This is a genomic window from Empedobacter falsenii (genome assembly GCF_019308355.1).
In the GTDB taxonomy this organism is placed as follows: domain Bacteria; phylum Bacteroidota; class Bacteroidia; order Flavobacteriales; family Weeksellaceae; genus Empedobacter; species Empedobacter falsenii_B.
In genome coordinates, this window is record NZ_JAAGKM010000020.1 from 17,793 (window position 1) to 35,436 (window position 17,644).

Annotated in this window: 20 protein-coding genes; 6 read left to right on the plus strand and 14 right to left on the minus strand. The window is 31.9% G+C overall.

The features are described 5' to 3' along the window. Positions 1–12: 12 nt before the first annotated feature. Positions 13–1,062 (plus strand): NAD(P)-dependent alcohol dehydrogenase, encoded by a 1,050-nt coding sequence (locus G0Q09_RS09130; protein WP_219034651.1) that lies wholly within the window; start codon positions 13–15, stop codon positions 1,060–1,062. Positions 1,063–1,122: 60 nt separating this feature from the next. Here the strand turns inward: G0Q09_RS09130 and G0Q09_RS09135 are convergent, their stop codons facing one another. After that, positions 1,123–1,344, minus strand: a complete 222-nt coding sequence (locus G0Q09_RS09135; RefSeq protein ID WP_219034652.1) for a hypothetical protein — start codon at positions 1,342–1,344, stop codon at positions 1,123–1,125. Between the two features lie 30 nt (positions 1,345–1,374). Beyond that, positions 1,375–1,632, minus strand: coding sequence for a hypothetical protein (locus G0Q09_RS09140; protein ID WP_125349180.1), 258 nt, complete (start codon positions 1,630–1,632; stop codon positions 1,375–1,377). A gap of 309 nt (positions 1,633–1,941) precedes the next feature. Here G0Q09_RS09140 and G0Q09_RS09145 point away from each other — a divergent pair, with 309 nt between their 5' ends. Together G0Q09_RS09145 and G0Q09_RS09150 are read left to right on the plus strand one after the other, a co-directional pair. Beyond that, entirely contained in the window at positions 1,942–3,024 is a 1,083-nt protein-coding gene (locus tag G0Q09_RS09145) for a hypothetical protein (protein ID WP_219034653.1), read from the plus strand. Beyond that, a complete protein-coding gene (locus tag G0Q09_RS09150; protein ID WP_219034654.1) occupies positions 3,008–3,637 on the plus strand; it encodes a hypothetical protein in 630 nt (209 codons plus the stop codon). The genes G0Q09_RS09145 and G0Q09_RS09150 overlap by 17 nt, the downstream gene beginning before the upstream one ends. On the opposite strand, the gene G0Q09_RS09155 is transcribed toward G0Q09_RS09150, so the two are convergent. From G0Q09_RS09155 to G0Q09_RS09165, 3 genes are all read right to left on the minus strand, one after another. Then, positions 3,577–4,134 carry a 5-formyltetrahydrofolate cyclo-ligase gene (locus tag G0Q09_RS09155; RefSeq protein ID WP_219034655.1) on the minus strand — a complete coding sequence of 186 codons (558 nt, stop codon included), beginning with the start codon at positions 4,132–4,134 and terminating at the stop codon, positions 3,577–3,579. The two genes, G0Q09_RS09150 and G0Q09_RS09155, sit on opposite strands and share 61 nt — an antisense overlap. 370 nt (positions 4,135–4,504) lie before the next feature. Beyond that, positions 4,505–4,735 (minus strand): ferredoxin, encoded by a 231-nt coding sequence (locus G0Q09_RS09160; protein ID WP_038336269.1) that lies wholly within the window; start codon positions 4,733–4,735, stop codon positions 4,505–4,507. Between the two features lie 13 nt (positions 4,736–4,748). Beyond that, positions 4,749–6,041, minus strand: a complete 1,293-nt coding sequence (locus tag G0Q09_RS09165; protein ID WP_219034656.1) for a peptidase U32 family protein — start codon at positions 6,039–6,041, stop codon at positions 4,749–4,751. 153 nt (positions 6,042–6,194) lie between these two features. Between G0Q09_RS09165 and G0Q09_RS09170 the strand changes: the two genes are divergently transcribed. Further along, on the plus strand, positions 6,195–6,536 hold the full coding sequence (locus G0Q09_RS09170; RefSeq protein WP_219034657.1) for a DUF4377 domain-containing protein: 342 nt from the start codon (positions 6,195–6,197) through the stop codon (positions 6,534–6,536). 39 nt (positions 6,537–6,575) lie between these two features. Further along, positions 6,576–7,349, plus strand: coding sequence for a TrmH family RNA methyltransferase (locus G0Q09_RS09175; RefSeq protein ID WP_219034658.1), 774 nt, complete (start codon positions 6,576–6,578; stop codon positions 7,347–7,349). 61 nt (positions 7,350–7,410) lie between these two features. Here the strand turns inward: G0Q09_RS09175 and G0Q09_RS09180 are convergent, their stop codons facing one another. From G0Q09_RS09180 to G0Q09_RS09200, 5 genes are read right to left on the minus strand one after another with little or no spacing between them, the layout of a single operon-like run. Then, the gene (locus tag G0Q09_RS09180) at positions 7,411–8,325 is read right to left on the minus strand and encodes a hypothetical protein (protein ID WP_219034659.1); all 915 of its coding nucleotides are present in this window, start codon (positions 8,323–8,325) and stop codon (positions 7,411–7,413) included. A 29-nt stretch (positions 8,326–8,354) separates the two neighbouring features. Further along, entirely contained in the window at positions 8,355–8,828 is a 474-nt protein-coding gene (gene rnhA, locus G0Q09_RS09185; protein ID WP_038336544.1) for a ribonuclease HI, read from the minus strand. A 3-nt stretch (positions 8,829–8,831) separates the two neighbouring features. Further along, entirely contained in the window at positions 8,832–10,682 is a 1,851-nt protein-coding gene (locus G0Q09_RS09190; protein ID WP_219034660.1) for a M1 family metallopeptidase, read from the minus strand. After that, positions 10,679–11,425, minus strand: a complete 747-nt coding sequence (locus tag G0Q09_RS09195) for a lysophospholipid acyltransferase family protein (protein ID WP_257468160.1) — start codon at positions 11,423–11,425, stop codon at positions 10,679–10,681. The genes G0Q09_RS09190 and G0Q09_RS09195 overlap by 4 nt, the downstream gene beginning before the upstream one ends. A 55-nt stretch (positions 11,426–11,480) precedes the next feature. After that, positions 11,481–13,106 carry an alpha/beta fold hydrolase gene (locus tag G0Q09_RS09200; RefSeq protein ID WP_219034661.1) on the minus strand — a complete coding sequence of 542 codons (1,626 nt, stop codon included), beginning with the start codon at positions 13,104–13,106 and terminating at the stop codon, positions 11,481–11,483. A gap of 166 nt (positions 13,107–13,272) precedes the next feature. Here G0Q09_RS09200 and pgi point away from each other — a divergent pair, with 166 nt between their 5' ends. Further along, positions 13,273–14,925, plus strand: a complete 1,653-nt coding sequence (gene pgi, locus G0Q09_RS09205; protein ID WP_219034662.1) for a glucose-6-phosphate isomerase — start codon at positions 13,273–13,275, stop codon at positions 14,923–14,925. Between the two features lie 46 nt (positions 14,926–14,971). Here the strand turns inward: pgi and G0Q09_RS09210 are convergent, their stop codons facing one another. From G0Q09_RS09210 to G0Q09_RS09225, 4 genes are all read right to left on the minus strand, one after another. After that, complete coding sequence (locus G0Q09_RS09210; RefSeq protein WP_219034663.1) at positions 14,972–15,145, minus strand: thiamine pyrophosphate-binding protein; 174 nt, start codon at positions 15,143–15,145, stop codon at positions 14,972–14,974. A 234-nt stretch (positions 15,146–15,379) separates the two neighbouring features. Beyond that, positions 15,380–15,901, minus strand: a complete 522-nt coding sequence (locus G0Q09_RS09215; RefSeq protein WP_125349193.1) for a plastocyanin/azurin family copper-binding protein — start codon at positions 15,899–15,901, stop codon at positions 15,380–15,382. 96 nt (positions 15,902–15,997) lie between these two features. After that, complete coding sequence (locus tag G0Q09_RS09220) at positions 15,998–16,645, minus strand: 7-carboxy-7-deazaguanine synthase QueE (protein ID WP_052217917.1); 648 nt, start codon at positions 16,643–16,645, stop codon at positions 15,998–16,000. 4 nt (positions 16,646–16,649) lie between these two features. Beyond that, positions 16,650–17,525: a bifunctional 5,10-methylenetetrahydrofolate dehydrogenase/5,10-methenyltetrahydrofolate cyclohydrolase gene (locus tag G0Q09_RS09225; RefSeq protein WP_038336522.1), complete on the minus strand. Its 876-nt coding sequence runs from the start codon at positions 17,523–17,525 to the stop codon at positions 16,650–16,652. Positions 17,526–17,644: the final 119 nt, after the last annotated feature.

Consider the following 17,644-nt stretch of genomic DNA (forward strand, 5'->3'; position numbering starts at 1 on the left):
ATTTTAAAAATAATGAACACAAAAACATACGCAGCGTTTAATGAAACTGATCCATTAGCGCCACACACAATAGAACGTCGACATTTACATGCGAAAGATATTTTTATAGATATCGAGTATTGTGGAGTTTGTCACAGCGATATTCATACAGCGAAAGGCGATTGGGGAAAACCAAATTATCCAGTTGTTCCAGGGCACGAAATTATTGGTCGAGTAAAAGAAATTGGTTCTGATGTAACAAAGTTTAAAGTTGGAGATTTGGTTGGAGTAGGTTGTATGGTAGAATCTTGTCAACATTGTCATTCTTGCGACGAAGGTTTGGAGCAGTATTGTGAAAATGGTTTTACAGGAACGTACAATTCTAAAAACTCGAAACATGGTGGAATCACTTACGGTGGTTATTCAGAAAACATCGTGGTAGAAGAAGATTTTGTGCTTCACGTACCCGAAAATATCGATGTAAAAGCTGCTGCGCCATTGTTGTGTGCGGGAATTACAACGTGGTCGCCTTTGCGTCACTGGAATGTAAAATCGGGCGATAAAGTTGGTATAATTGGTCTTGGAGGTTTGGGACATATGGGTGTTAAATTTGCAAAAGCAATGGGTGCACATGTTGTAATGATTACAACATCTGAGTCTAAAGGTGAAGATGCAAAGAAACTTGGAGCTGATGAGGTTTTGATTTCGAAAGATGCAACACAAATGAAAGCGCATGCAAATTCATTTGATTTTTTATTGAATACAATTCCTGTAAAACACGATGTTAATCCATATTTACAATTATTAAAATTAGATAAAACAATGTGTATGGTTGGAGCTATCGAGCCTTTAGATGCTGTTCACGGAGGTTTATTGATTATGAAACGTCGTAATTTAGCAGGATCTTTAATTGGAGGAATCAAGGAAACACAAGAAATGTTAGATTTTTGTGGAGAACATAATATTGTGTCTGATGTCGAAATGATCGATATTCAAAACATTAATGAAGCTTACGAGCGAATGATGAAATCTGATGTGAAGTACCGTTTTGTGATTGATATTAAATCATTGAAAGAATCTTAATCTTAGATATAGAAACAAAAAAATCCGCTTAACGAGCGGATTTTTTTGAGTTTTTAAGTTCTATTTCGCAACAGAATCTTTTGTTGTTTCTGCTGGATTTACAGTTTTCGAAGAATCTACCGTAACTCCTTCTACAGAATCTGCCGCAGGAATCTCTGCTTTTTCAACATTTACAGAATCTTCAATAACTGTTGTTGGTTCTCCTACACTTGTTGGTTCTTGTTTACAAGAAATTGCTGTGAAAGAAATCGCTGCGAAAGCGAATAACGCTAATTTTTTCATTTGATTTTTTTGTTTAATCTATTCTACAAATTATTTTTTCTCTGTTGTTGTAGTCTTAGTTGTTTCAACTTTTACAGGAGTTTCTTTTACAACTGCCGAATCTTTGATCACAACAGAATCTTTTCCTACAGAGTCAATTTTTACAGAATCTTCGATTGTTGTAATCGTGTCATTTTTTACTTCTGTTTCAGTTTTTGTTTCTTTCGATCCAAATAAATTACAAGATGTTAGACCAAATGAAGTTCCGATTACTCCTAATACGATTACGTTTAATGCTAATTTTTTCATAACTTTAATTTTTGATATGTTTAATTGATTTTTTGTTTTTCTTGATTTTTTCAATCATTTTGTTGAACCAAAGTTAAGCAGACATCAAAGTTTTTTGAAGCAAAATAGTTGTAAGATGATTGTAATCCAATCATCTAATATTCAACAAATGTTTTACAACAAAAGAAATCATTTAACAACGCATTAATAAAGAAATACAACTCAACATATCAAAAAAATTATTTTATTTGTAGTTGTATTAAAAGACAATTTGTAAAATCGAAATTATTTTACAAAATACTGAAAACCAACTTTATAAATTTTATTTTTTTGAGCAAATTTACAGATATAGAAATTTTCGAAATTCTGAAAAAAACGATTTCAAATCGATTTTTGGAAGAAAATTCTGCTCAATCCGATAATATCTCCGATTGGAAGGGGCAAGAAATTACATCTTTTCAAGACGATTTATTCAATAAAACCAGATCTACTGTTAGTGAAAAATGGTTTTATACGTATTTTAAGTCAGATTTTAAGAAACTTCCGCGTATTGATATGCTCAATCTTTTGGCGCAATATTGTGGATATAAAAATTGGGCACACTTTCTTAATGTTCAGAAAATCGAACATTTTGGTCCAAATAAGACTGAAGAATCGACGATTGAAGTAACAGAAAACGAAAATTTTTCATCAGAACATATAATTCCAGAAGAATCTGAAGTAGAGATTCCAGCAGATGTTAAACCATCAACAGAAAAAGAAATAATTCCGGTAAAAGAGAAAGTTGCTAAAACAAAACCTAAGCTAAAATTGATTTCGATAATAGCAGCAGCAGTTGTTTTGTTGAGCGGAATTGGAGCAACTATTTATTATTCAATTTTTGGTCAGCGAGAATATGAATTTTGTTTTGTAGATTCGGATAGACAAGCTGCAATTACCAATTCTGTTGAGGTTACAATTATTAGAGATGGTTTTACGCCACTTTATTTATCAACGAAAACAGGTTGTATCAAATTCGAATCGCAAAAAGATACAATCAAGATGTTTGTGAGTTCACCTTATTATAAACAAGATACGTTTAAGGTTAATTTGCATCAATATAATCAGCCAGAAAAGCTTTTGTTAGAGCCAGATGATTATAAAATTATGCTGTATTATTATTCGAATTCAGCAAAAGATCTGAAACAACGAATTTCTAAGCTAAATCAAATGATTGCGGATGATGCGTTGATTTATCAAGTGTATGACAATGATTTTTTTGGTGTAGAGATTCTTTCGAAACAACAATATATCAATTTAGTTACAATGCCTACGACATCGTTAAAGAATTTTTCTTTGATCGAATCGGAAAGGAAAAATGGAAAAATTGTGAAATTAAAATTTAAAATCCAGCAAGATGAGAACGATAAGTAAAATAGTTCAGTTTAGCATGATATTGCTGATGAGTTTTTGGATGATATTTTCGTGCAAAGACGATAAATATAAAGGAGATTACAACCCAGAAGCGATAAAAGGTTACAAAAACGAGGCATCGACAGTAAGTAGTAAAATGGATTCGGTAGAAGCTGTAAATTTTATTGCAAAGCAGAAATTGCGCGAGTTTTTTGAGCTTTCGGCGTTGGCATCTAACACCAATGATACGGTTGTTGATAGTTTGTTGAGAGATCAATTGTTGTCTTATTTTCCTAAAAAAGATACGACCGAAATATTTTCGTTATTGAGAGAACTTCGTTCAAAAAAAGTAACATTTACTTCCATTTCTAAATTTGCAATTTTACCAAAAGATTCAATTACACCAGACTCTATCAAGCGAATTGCGTATACAATTAATTATTTCAATTCGGATAAAAAGTTAATCGAAACGAATAATCATGTTGGTGTATTTGTGTTAAAACAAGAGCCGATTAAGTTTCAGAGAGAGTTTAAATTCTATTTTAGAACGTTAAATGATAAAAAAGACTCAATTCAGAAAGATTCAATTCCGTCTGGAGTAATACAGAAATCAAGAGGAAAATCGCCGAAATAAGCGTCTTCAATATATTCGATAGGTCTAAAATAAGTTAGACCTATTTTTTTTGAATTAGGTTTACATCTTGCCAAAAATTTATCATAATATCCGCCACCGTAACCTACACGATTTCCTTTTTTATCGGCAACAAACATTGGAATAAAAATAACATCAATAGCTTTAGAATCAATTTCTGAATACTGAATAGGTTCTGGAATTTGAAGTGAATTTAATACCGTTTCGAAACCTTTTTCTACTTTACAATTAATCATATCATCGCCAATAACCAAAGGCAAAACCACCTCTTTTTGTTGTTGAAATAGCCAATTTATGATTGGATAAGTATTGATTTCGTTATTTTTTTCGATAGGTAAGAAAATATGAAAAGTCTGATCTGTAGAAAAATCTAAGTGTTTGATGTGTTCGAAAATTTGATCACTCAAGTTATTTACTTCTTCTTTAGTGAATGATTTTCTCAACGTTCGATAATATTTTCTAGCTTCAGATTTTGTCATTTCTTCGTAGTTTGATACGAAGTTAAGAAATTATCAAAGTAAAAAAGTAGAGAGTAATAAATTCCAATTAATTTAGAAAAACTAAAACAAAAATAAAACAAGCGATTGCCATAAATAGTAATAAGTTTACCGGTTTTACTTTCATTTTACTGAATAAAGACTTTTTGTAAGTTTTGTGAATTCTTTTCGGTTTAGACATTTTATAGTTTATTTGTTTTCTATATAGATGCAAATATGTATAAAAGGTTGCTTATAAAAAAAAGGGAAACCGTAAATATCTTTTATGAATTTGTATATTAATTAAATAAAATTAAAAAAATAAAAAGTCCATCAAAATTTTGATGGACTTTTATATAGCTAATGTTTTAACCTAAATTTCTTTTACTGTAATTATATTTACAGGGCAAGCTTTGGCAGCACGTTCGCAATTATCTGCGATAGAATGATCAGGATCTTTTAACGTATGGAAACCTTTTTTATCAATTGCTTTTAATAAAACAGATTTACCATCTTTTTTTGACATTCTGAATCGTTCTGGTGCTAACTCATAACAATAGTTGCATCCGATGCATTTATCGCGTTGTAACGTAATAATGACCATTGATAACTATTTTTTAATGAGAATAAGCGCCTTCTTCAACACTATTTTGTTGCGTTCCTGGCTCTTCTACTTTTACTAATTTGTATAATTTATCAGAAGGACGAATTCTAAATTCCATCGGAATTGTAATCGAATCACCTTTTTTAGCTGTATCAGATTTTACATCTTCCACCATCATTTCTGTTACCACCATTTCTTTGGCTCCAGTTGTTGGTCCTGTAACTAAAATCAAATCTCCAACTTTCAAATCATAGGCATCAATTACAAATTGACCAATACTTGGTTTTGGGAAGAAATGAACTCCTTTTCCGATATAAACTTTTTTCTGAGTTGCCATAGAACCTGGAACAGCAGACCATTCTCCTAATTTTTGACCTAAATAATATCCAGACCAAAAACCACGATTATAAACAGTTTGCAATAATCCCATCCAGTAATCCACTTTTTCTTTTGAATATGTTTTATCCGCAATAGAATCAATCGCTTCTCTATACGCACGAATTACAGTTGCAACGTATTCTGGAGCACGTCCACGACCTTCAATTTTCAATACTTTTACACCAGCATCAACCACTTCATCCAAAAATTCCATTGTACAAAGGTCTTTTGGCGACATCATGTATTCGTTATCTAATTCGATTTCGAAACCAGATTCTTGGTCGATTACCGTATATTTTTTACGACAGTTTTGTTTACAAGCTCCACGATTTGCAGAAGAATTGTGCGAATGTAAGCTCAAGTAACATTTACCTGAAACAGCCATACACAATGCTCCGTGACCGAAAATTTCGATTTCAACTAAATTTCCACTCGGTCCACGAACATCATCTTTGATAATTTGTTCACAAATCTTTTTCACTTGTTTCAAACTCAATTCACGCGACAATACCATTGTATCAGCAAACATTGCATAGAATTTTACTGTTTCGATATTCGTAACGTTAATTTGTGTCGAAATATGAATCTCAATCCCAATTTGTCTTGCATAAGCAATAACAGATTGATCCATCGCAATAACAGCCGTAATATTTGCTTCTTTTGCTCTGTCCAATAAGTTTTTGATTAAAGATAAATCGTGATCGTATATAATTGTATTTAAAGTAAGGTAAGAACGCACACCTTTTTCTTCACAACGTCTTACGATTTCTGGTAAATCGTCCATTGTAAAGTTTATTGATGCTCTCGCACGCATATTCAACTGCTCAACTCCGAAATATACAGAATCAGCTCCATTATCTAAAGCCGCTTGTAACGATTCGAAATTCCCAGCAGGAGCCATCAACTCCATTTTTCCATCTTTGGTCATACGAAAATTCTGATTTTAAGGTGCAAAGGTACAACAAAAAATACAAGTGATTAAGTTATTTATAATCAAGTTAAATTTTTGAGAATGAATTTACTTTGAAGTTTAAGTTAGTTTTTAGCATAATATTTGTTGTCAAACAATAAATGATATTCCATGAAAAAAATTATTTTATCAAGTATTTTAAGTATCGGTTTATTTGCCTCTTGTGCTTCAACTAAAGAATTGAAACAAGGAGAAGAATTGTTAACAGTTGCTCCAGAAACAAGAGAATGTACCGCAGGAGTTGCAAAAATGCAATGTATGATGGTAAAAGAAGCAAATGCAGCTGAATGGCAATATTTTTATAATCAGATTGAAGGATTTAAGCATGAACCAGGTTATGAATATCAAATTATTGTTTCAAAATCTGAAATTGAAAATCCACCAGCAGATGCATCTTCATTAAAATATAAGTTAGTAAAAGTTGTAAGTAAAAAATTAGCAACAATGAAATAATTTGAATCTACTTCAAAGAATTTCGAGTAATTTTGTAAAATGTTAATAGAAAGTCTTCAAAATCCAAGGATTAAAAACTTGCTGAAATTGCAAGAAAAATCGAGAGAACGTAAAAATCAAGGTTTATTTATTGTGGAAGGAACACAAGAAAATGAATTAGCTGTAAAAGGTGGTTACGAAGCGGTTGAAATTTATATTTGCGAAGATATTTATAACAAATCAATAGATTTTGGACAGGCAAAAGTATTTACAATTACCAAACAAGTTTTTGAAAAGCTTGCATATAGAAAATCGACAGGAGGAATTATCGGTGTTTATATAACGAAATCTTCAACATTAACGGATTTACAATTACCAGAAAATGCGTTGGTTGTTGTTTTGGAAGCTGTAGAAAAACCAGGGAATCTTGGTGCAGTTTTACGAACTGGAGATGGAGCAAAAGTAGATGCTGTAATTGTTTGTGATGAAACAGTTGATTTTTTCAATCCGAATGTGATTCGTTCTTCGGTTGGAACATTGTTTACCAATCAAATTGCATCGGCGAGTAAAGAGGCTGTTTTGGATTTTTTAAAGTCGAAAAATATTCAAGTTGTTTCAACATTTTTGAGAGATGAAACAAAGAATTTATACGAGACTGATTTTACAAAATCATCTGCGATTATTTTAGGAACTGAAGCAACAGGACTTTCGGATTTTTGGGCTGATCATTCAGATTCGTTGATTAAAATTCCGATGTTAGGTTTTGTAGATTCACTGAACGTAAGTAATGCTGCAGCGATTTGTGTTTACGAAGCAGTGAGACAAAGACAATAAGAGATATAATATTAAAAATAAAAGCCACTTCGAAAGAAGTGGCTTTTATTTTTTTAAGTTATCAACCAAATTTTTTCATGCGCTTTGCAGCCACATTCAGCCAAGGTTGATAATTGCAATGTTTTTGTATTGCTTGATAAATTCCGTTGCTATTCGGATCTTTTGGATCAAGTTCGTAAATTAATGAATTAATAAATCCGTTTTTTATCGATTGACTTTTGATGTTTTCCAATAAAGTATCTGGGGAAAGACCTTGATATAATTTTTCTTGTAAGTTTGTTAAGACAATATTACGGTAACTCTGATACGTTCTATAATCCTCGTCATTATCTAAATCAATTTTGTCTAATTCTGTCAAAAAATTAACGGGTAATTGTTGTGAAGCAGGATTGTAGTAAGTGTACGAATCCTTGTATATGTACAACAAATTGATAAAATCGTAATTTAAATTCGTTTTTTCTGTTTTGATGAATGAAGAATTAACTTCTAATTTTTCTAAATTTTCGAAAACTTTTTGATGAAACTTTTTGATTTGATTTTTGAAATCTGGCGGAGCAAGTTTAAATAATTCGGTATGTTCAGTTAAGAATTTATCCGTTTTAAAACTTTTGTCAACCAAATAATTGTTTCGATTTTTTCCTATTCCAGAGAATTTGAAATTATTCTCCAAATGTTTTAAATCTGTATTTAGAATCAAACTATCACCTGGAATCAAATAAATTGTAAACTCTTCGCGCTCGATAGAAAGTGTTTTGTAGCCTTCGTCAACTAACTGAAGAGTATCCGAAAAGTTTCCATCAAAATCTAAAGCAAAAGCTTTTTCACGATTATTCAATAATAGATAAATGCTATCTGTTTGCGCATTTGCGATTCGTCCACTAAAGTAGACAAGTTCACCTTTTTCTTTTTTAGGCGAACAACTGTAAATTGTAATTAAAAGTAGTAGGAGAAATCTCCACAACGTCTTCATTTTCATTTTTCTCTCTGCCTCACAAAAGTAGAAAATTATTCTTCGTTTTGATGAATTTCGAAGTAAGAATCTATCTTAAAATTTTCTGGTTTATTTGCTGCCGCAACTGCCAATTTATCAGCTTCTTCGTTCCAATGATGTCCAGCATGACCTTTTATCCATTGAAATTTTACGCGATGAATTTTATAAACCTCTAAAAATCTTTTCCACAAATCAGCATTCTTCTTTCCTTTGAAATTCTTTTGCACCCAACCAAAAACCCAACGTTTTTCCACAGCATCTACCACATATTTAGAATCCGTCACAATGGTAATCTCCGTGTTGGTAAACTTTAGCGTTTCCAAAGCCGTAATGACTGCCAACAATTCCATTCGATTATTCGTTGTTAATCGAAAACCTTGAGAAATTTCTTTTTTGACTTTTTTCTCGGTTTCCAACAAAATACAACCAAATCCTCCTGGACCAGGATTTCCCAACGACGAACCGTCTGTATATGCTACAATCGCCATGTTTTATGGTTTGTAGTTTAACATTGTGTCAATTGTTTGACGCGCAACAAAATGATAATTTGGACGTGCATCTTTGTAAATATTCTTCGCTAAATCTAATTGATTAGATTCTTTTAAAGCTAAATATAAAGGTTCTAAAAATTTACGACGACCAACATTTACCAAGAATTCTTTCGCATTTGTGTTGACTTTATCGTAATGCATTAAAAATGCTTTTTCGAACCAAGCACATTCAATTTCTGGATTTTTTGAATTTGTAAAATCATAAATAGCATCCAAATAAGCTAAATCTTCTTTTGTGTTTTTAGTCGTATCAATTTGACGAATAAAATGAACCCATTCGTTTGTAGATTTCGTAGATATCGCCACTTTTTTTGGTGCAACTTTATTTCTTCCGTTTGTAATATCTTGCTGTAATTGTGCTTCTGCTAAATCGAATAATTTTGAAGTAGGTTTTTTCAAATCTTTTGGCCAACCTATGTTATAAATCCATTCTTGAACAAAAGAATCGTCTCCATTTGTCAAATTAGCTTTCAAATATTCGACAAATTTTTCTGTAGTCATCGTTTGGAAAGCATGCGAAGAAAAATATTGATTCAAGAATTTATCAAATTTTTCACGGCCATATTTATCTTCTAACATTTTCAAAAATAAATAACCTTTATCGTAAGGAACATCAGAAAAAGCATCATCAGGATTTGCTCCTTTCATGTTCACTTTTAATGAAGTATATTTTTCTGGAATATTTTTCATCGATGTTTCTAAATCTTGAAATCCAATTACCGAAATCATATCCGCATAATCTTTTCCTTCTAATTCTTCCATAATTCTACGTTCGAAATAAACTGTAAATCCTTCATTTACCCAGAAATCATCCCAAGTAGAATTCGTTACCAAATTTCCAGACCAAGAATGCGCCAATTCGTGTGCAATCAAATTCGTCATCGAACGATCACCTACAATAGCAGTTGGCGTAGCAAACGTTAAACGCGGATTTTCCATTCCACCAAACGGAAACGAAGGTGGTAAAACCAAGACATCAAATTGTTCCCAAGGATATTTTCCGTACAATTTTTCGGCAGCAGTTACCATTTTTCCCATATCAGCAAATTCCCACGCAGCAGCTTTTAACAAACCAGGTTCTGCATAAACACCCGTTCTGTTATCGATGGGTTGATATTGCACATCACTAACAGCCAAAGCAATTAAATAAGGTGCAATTGGTTGTGGCATTTTGAAAGTATAAACTCCTTCTGCATTTTTTTCTTTCGGATTGATTGCACTCATCAAAGGCAACAAATCTTTTGGTGTTTTTACTTTCGCATCATATGTAAGACGAACACTTGGTGTATCTTGAATCGGAATCCAAGAACGTGTTAAAATTGCTTGTCCTTGTGACAATAAAAATGGATGTTTTTTATCGTGTGTTTGTTGCGGATTTAACCATTGTAAGGCATTTGCATCAGGCGAAGTTTTATAGAAAACTTTTACAATTGTATCATTTGGCGTAACATCAATGATTAAGGCTTGACCTTTAATAGAATCTTTTTCACCTAATTTGTATGTTGTTGTTTTTCCATTCGCTAATAAAACTGAATCAATTGTTAGTTTTTCTGTATCTAAAATCAATTGTTTTGCTTGATTATTTTCGAATGTATAAGCCGCCGAACCTTTGATTTGATGCGTATCGAAATCAGTTTCGATATCTAAACTCAAATGTTTGATGCGAGCTTTATCTAAATCAGCAAAAGTTTGATTATCCTTTGCTTCAGTTTCTGTGGTAGAAGTGATTTGTTTATTGCAACTAACCGTCGTTAAAGCCGTTCCTAATGCGATATAAACTAAATTTTTCATTGTTCTAAATCTTTTAAAATCATGTTGTAAGCAGCTTCTTTCAGCGCCACTTTATCGTTTTTTACATTCAAATCTTTCGTTTCGAAAGTCGCCACTAATCGAACTTTTATTTTCCCTGGATATCCTCGAAACCAATTGAATGGAAACATTTTATTAACACCATGAATCGCCAAAACAGCCAAAGGCGTTTGTGTTTCAATCGCAATGTTAAACGCTCCATCTTTGAAAGGATCCAAATAAATCTTGAATTCTTTGTTGTTTGTTACACCACCTTCTGGAAAAATAAAAATACTCAGATTTTTGTCTAATTTTTTCTTTGCTTCTGGATAAACTAGTGCTTTACTACGTACACTTTTTCGGTCGACAGGAATACAAATTCGTTCGAATATTCTTCCAAAGATAGGGATTTTAAGCAATTCTGCCTTGCCAACAAATACGATAGGATGATGTTTTAGAATCGTCAACATCAACATAATATCCATCACCGAAGTATGATTAGCTATAAAAACATAATTTTCTTTCGGATCGAGTGGAACAAGTTTTTTGTAATCTATTCTGAATCCTGTTCCATACAACACAAATTTGCCCCAATATCTAATTAACGGATAAATATATGGGAATGTTTTTTCGAAACTTGCCAAAGGTAGCACGATAAAAACACCAATTGTTAGGACATAAATTGCGGCTAATAAAATCATCCAAATGCGCCAAATAAGGACGAAAAAACCTGTGATGTATTTCATTGAGTTGGTTTAGTTGGGTAAAGATATGGAGAAAATGAAAACTAAACCTATGTTCCTATTTTTTCAAAAACCTCAAAATAGCTTCATTCAATACTTTTGGCTGTTCAAAAGGAACATAATGCGTTGAATTTGGAATGATGAATAATTCTGCTTTTGAAATATTTTGTTGAATTTCTTTTGTATGACTCTCTTTTACTTCATCTTTTTCACCAGCAATAACCAATACAGGATTTTGAATTTTATTTAATTCATTTTTTGTGATATTTGGTTCATTTAACATTAAGTTGATTAAACGTAAATTGGTATTTTCGGAAGGCTTATTTGCTAAACTTTTCAAACTCCCAATCAGTTCTTCGCTTACTCCATTTGGATTAAGAACTGCTCCAATTGTTACAATTTTATTAACTAATTCAGGATATTTAGAATTAAAAATTAAAGCTGTATTTCCACCATCACTCCAACCAATAAGATTGACTTTATTTAAATTAAGTTGCTGAATTACTTGAAATAAATCATTTGCAAACTCTTCATAAGTGTAAGGTGTATTTGTCAAATCGGTACTTCTACCTTGTCCGCGCGTATCAAGAACAATTACTCGATAATACTTCGCAAAAAATGGAATTTGTTGATAAAAGTCTTCAATACTTCCATTATTTCCGTGCAAAAATATCAACGGTTCGCCTTCTCCATATTCTTCGTAATAGATTTTTGCATCAGCCAAATTAATGTATTTTCCACTTTTATTTTTTCCGTAAACAGATTTTTTAGCCTTCTCTTTATGTTGATAATAAGAAATTAATTCTTGTGTTTTTGTATCAATTTCTTCAGGTTTTTCGTCTGTTATAGTTAATCTATCTTTTGAATATAAAACTTCTAAGTTAGCGATAAAAACTCCTGCAGAAGCTTCCCAATTTCCTTGACTTTGATACCTAAACAATAAATCCTTTGCTAAAGATTTTTTAGCAGAAATACCAAAAACAAAATCTTCATGTTCAAGTTTTTTATAGTTCACTAATTGCAGTGTTACAGCAATTTGGTCTACATTTTTGAAACGAAATTTATAAGGTGCTAAATTAATTTTTTGCCATGCAGTTGTAGAAGTTTTATAAATAATATTCTCATCTAAAAGCGATTCTGTTGGTAAACCATTTTTAAATGCGTAAATATTAACTTTCAAAGTGATTTCTTCGTATTTAGAACTTGGAATAATATGAAAGTTAAACGCATTAAGTTTTGTATTTTGGTAAATTTCAAAAATATTTCCTTGTTCAATTGTAGGTACATTTTCATCAAACATTTTAGAAAAAGTAAGCATTGGACGAGTTTTTTGACCAATTATTTTTTCTTTCATTTTTTCAGATTTAACAATAACTTCAGCTAATGAAACTTCTTTTTCCTTTAAAATTATAACTGAGTTTTGTTGAATTTCTTCAATAGATTTCGAAACTTCTTTATAACCAGCTGCATCAAAAATTAAATGACTTTTTGTGAAATTTTCTGGAATTTCGATTGAAAATAGACCATTTTCATCTGTAATAGCTCCAACTTCTGAATTTTTTATTCCAATCGAACAATAAGGTATAGCTAAATTATTACTGTCTTTTACACTTCCTTTCAATTGAATTTGAGCTTGAAGAATTGTACAAATTGTTACGATTAATATAAAAAAATAGTTGCGCATATTTTATTGTTTTTGTTTATAAGACGAATTGTTTTTAAAAAGGTTACATGACAAGATAGATAATTATTTCTTAAAATTTTTCTGCTACAACGTTATCGCAATAATATTGATTTTGAGATGAATTTGAAATGATTAAATTTGTTAAGGAAAGAATACTAAAAATATTATGGCTTTAAATACAATCAATCCAACAACTACGAATGCTTGGAATGCGTTAGAACAACATTTTCAAACGATTCAACATACGTCAATCAAAGAATTATTTGCTCAAAATGTAAATCGTTTTGAAGAATTTTCGATTCAATATCCTTCATTATTAGTGGATTATTCGAAGAATAGAATTAATGCAGAAACGATTCAACTTTTGGTTGATTTGGCGAAAGAAATGGATGTTGATGCAGCGATTCAACAAATGTTTGAAGGAGATGTCATTAACGTGACAGAAAAAAGAGCTGTTCTGCATACAGCTTTACGTAATCGCTCTAATGAAGAAGTTTTAGTTGATGGAAAAAATGTGATGCCTGAAATTAATGAGGTATTAGATCAGATGAAATCTTTTTCGGAGAAAGTAATTTCGGGTGAATGGAAAGGTTTTTCTGGTAAAGAAATTACAGATGTTGTCAACATTGGAATTGGTGGTTCTGACCTTGGACCAGTGATGGTTACAGAAGCACTGAAACATTATAAAACGCGTTTGAATATTCATTTTGTTTCGAATATTGATGGAACGCATTTAGCAGAAACTTTTAAAGAAATAAATCCAGAAACAACATTATTTATTGTTGCTTCAAAAACATTTACAACGCAAGAAACGATGACAAATGCGTTTTCTGCAAAAGAATGGTTTTTAAATTCTGATGCACAAGAAGCTGATGTAGCGAAACATTTTGTGGCGTTATCAACAAATGCAGAAGGTGTTGCAAATTTTGGAATTGATACGGCAAATATGTTCCAGTTTTGGGATTGGGTTGGTGGTCGTTATTCATTATGGAGCGCAATTGGTTTGAGCATTGCTTTGGCAGTTGGTTTTGATCATTTCGAAGAATTATTAGAAGGAGCTCACGAAATGGATTTACATTTCAAAACAGAAACTTTAGATCAAAATATTCCAGTTGTATTAGCGCTTTTAGGAATTTGGTATAACAATTTCTTTGGAGCTGATTCGGTTGCTTTGTTACCTTACGAGCAATATTTATCGCGTTTTGCAGCTTATTTTCAGCAAGGAGACATGGAGTCGAATGGTAAATATGTGGGGCGTGATGGAAAAAAAGTGGATTATGAAACGGGACCAATTATTTGGGGAGAACCAGGAACAAATGGACAACATGCTTTTTATCAATTAATTCATCAAGGAACAAAATTAATTCCAGCTGATTTTATTGCAGGTGCTAATTCATTGAATGTTTTAGGCGATCATCATGCAAAATTATTGTCAAACTTTTTTGCTCAAACAGAAGCTTTAGCATTTGGAAAAGATGAAGAAACAGTTGTTGCAGAATTAGAAAAAGCAGGAAAATCGAAAGAAGAAATTGATTTCTTAGCAGCTTTCAAAATTTTTGAAGGAAATCGTCCAACAAACTCAATTTTATATGAAGTATTGACACCAAAAGTTTTAGGAAATTTAATTGCGATGTACGAACACAAAATTTTCGTGCAAGGTGTTATTTGGAATATTTTCTCTTTCGATCAATGGGGAGTAGAGTTAGGAAAACAATTAGCAAATGTGATTTTACCAGAGTTAGAAAATGATGAGCAAGTTACTTCTCATGATGCTTCTACAAATGGATTAATCAATGCTTATAAATATTGGAGAAAATAATTTATCAATATAATTACTAAAAAATCCGCTCAATGAGCGGATTTTTTTATGAATTTTTGTGACCAGCTTCTTCATGTCTTACATGAACCCAATCAATTTTGTCACTTTGTTTAACTGCGATATTAAAAAAATTGAGATTATCACCAGTTACTTCATAAACACGTTTTATATTCGCTTTTTCTAGTAATTCTACAATTTGATGTGCTACATTCTTTCCCATAATAAAGTATTTTTTTGATTGTGACTAACAAGTTATGAAATTATAGGATAAAAATGTTTAAAATAAGTGTTAAATATTTGAATATTAAATTGTTGAAAAACAAAAAAGCCTGTTGAAAAACAGGCTTAAAATTAACACATGAGGACAAAATTTACTCTACTAAATCTTATACGTACATGAATATTTCAATATTTGTGCCAAAACTATATTTGACATAAAAAATAATTGCACAATCTATTTAACTGCTTTAATTTTTCCATTCATTGTTGCAAAATGTCCTGGGAAAGAGCATAAAAAATCATAAGTACCTTCTTCTAAGGTAAATTTGATTTGATCATTTTCTTTACCACCTAACAATTTTGTGTGCGCAATAATTTCTGATTGTAATTCTGTCGGAATATAATCTGTCGCCTTAGCAGAAGCCGCTGTATTTGCAAAAGCAGAAGCATCAGAACCTGGTTTTAACAAAATAAAATTATGTCCCATTGCTTCTTTTGACATTTCACCAGCATTCATTAAGATTAAAGTTACTTCTTCACCAGCTTTTACTGTAAATTCAGTTTTATCGTAGCGCATATCATCACTCGCTTTCAAAACAATATGATTGTTTGTAGCAGGCGTAGCTGTAGAAGTTTCAGCATCTTCTGATGGAGCTGTACTATAATCTATTTCTGGTTGAGTTGATTCATCTTTCTTAGAATCTCCGCAGCTCATCATCAAAATTGCCGCGAAACTCATCAAAGCTATTTTTTTCATTATTTCAATTTTTTGTTTGATGTAAAAATAATGAAATTCAGTAACTTAAAAAAATTTACTCAGTCTAAATAGAACTGATTTTAAACAGATAAATTTCTAAGGAATATCCAAATATTTGTGTGTTTGTAAAGAATAACGCCATTTTGGATTTTCTTTTACATATTCCACAATCAATGGAAGGTTTTTGTCGCGTTTGCTCCACTCTGTTTGTAAGAAAAGCGTACAATCTTTTCCAACTCGAGCAGCTTGTTCTTCAGCAAATTGAAAATCGTGATTATTGAACACAATACATTTCAATTCATTTGCAGCTTCGCAAACTTCGTCTAACGGCAACATTAATTTCTTAGGAGAAAGACAAACCCAATCAATTTCTCCGCTCAACGGATAGGCACCCGAAGTTTCAATATGGATTCTTGCACCTTTTTCGTGTAGTTTTTTTGTCAAATAAGTCAAATCCCACATTAAAGGTTCTCCTCCTGTAATGATGATTGTTTTGGCTTGAGAAGTTGCCAAATCCACCAATTCATCAACGTTAGTTAAGGGATGCTTTTCAGCATCCCAACTATCTTTTACATCGCACCAATGGCAACCAACATCACAACCTCCTAATCGAATAAAATAAGAAGCCACACCTGTATACATTCCTTCACCTTGAATTGTGTAAAAATGCTCCATTACAGGCAATAATTTCCCTTCTTGTATCAATTGTTGTTCTTCTGCAGTTGTTGATGCAATGTGTATCATAATTTTATTTTTTGTTGTTGTATGCCAACAATGTGTTTTTTAATAACATAGCGCGTGTCATAGGTCCAACTCCTCCTGGAACTGGCGTTATCCACGATGCTTTTTCTTTTACATTATCAAAATCTACATCACCAGCTAATCTAAATCCTCGTGGATTAGTTTCGTCATCAACGCGTGTAATTCCTACGTCAACGATAACCGCTCCATCTTTTACCATATCAGCTTTTAAGAAACCTGGAACACCTAATGCGGTAATCACAATATCAGCTTCTTTTGTAAATTGTTCTAAGTTTTGAGTTTTTGAGTGTGTTAATGTAACTGTACTGTTTCCAGGATTTCCGTTTTTACTCATCAAAATACTCATTGGGCGACCAACGATGCGAGAACGACCAATCACAACTGTATGTTTACCAGCTGTATCAATGTTGTAACGCTCTAGCATTTCCATAATTCCGTAAGGAGTAGCAGGTAAAAATGTTTCCATCTCTAACGCCATTTTACCGAAATTCATCGGGTGAAAACCATCTACATCTTTTTTAGGATCAATTGCATTGATAACCGCTTCTTGATCGATGTGTTTTGGTAATGGTAATTGCACGATAAATCCGTCCAATGTATCATCATTGTTCCATTTTTCAATTTCTGCAATTAAATCTTCTTGAGAAATTGTATCTGGTAAACGTAATTCTGATGATTCAAAACCTACAAAATGACAATCCTTGATTTTATTGTCAACATAGGTTTGAGAAGCGCCGTTGCTTCCTACTAAAATTGCACCCAAATGTGGTACACGAACTCCTTGGTCCTTGTAATTCTGTACCAGCTCCTTGATCTCTTGTTTGATCTCTTTTGCCAGTTTAATACCGTCTAAAATTTGCATTGTTTTGTTGTGTTTGCGCAAAGATACGGACAAATTGGAAAATAAATCATTAAGTTTTGAGTTGATGATTTTCTGATTAAATAGAAAAACCACTTCGTTGTGAAGTGGTTTTAGCATTA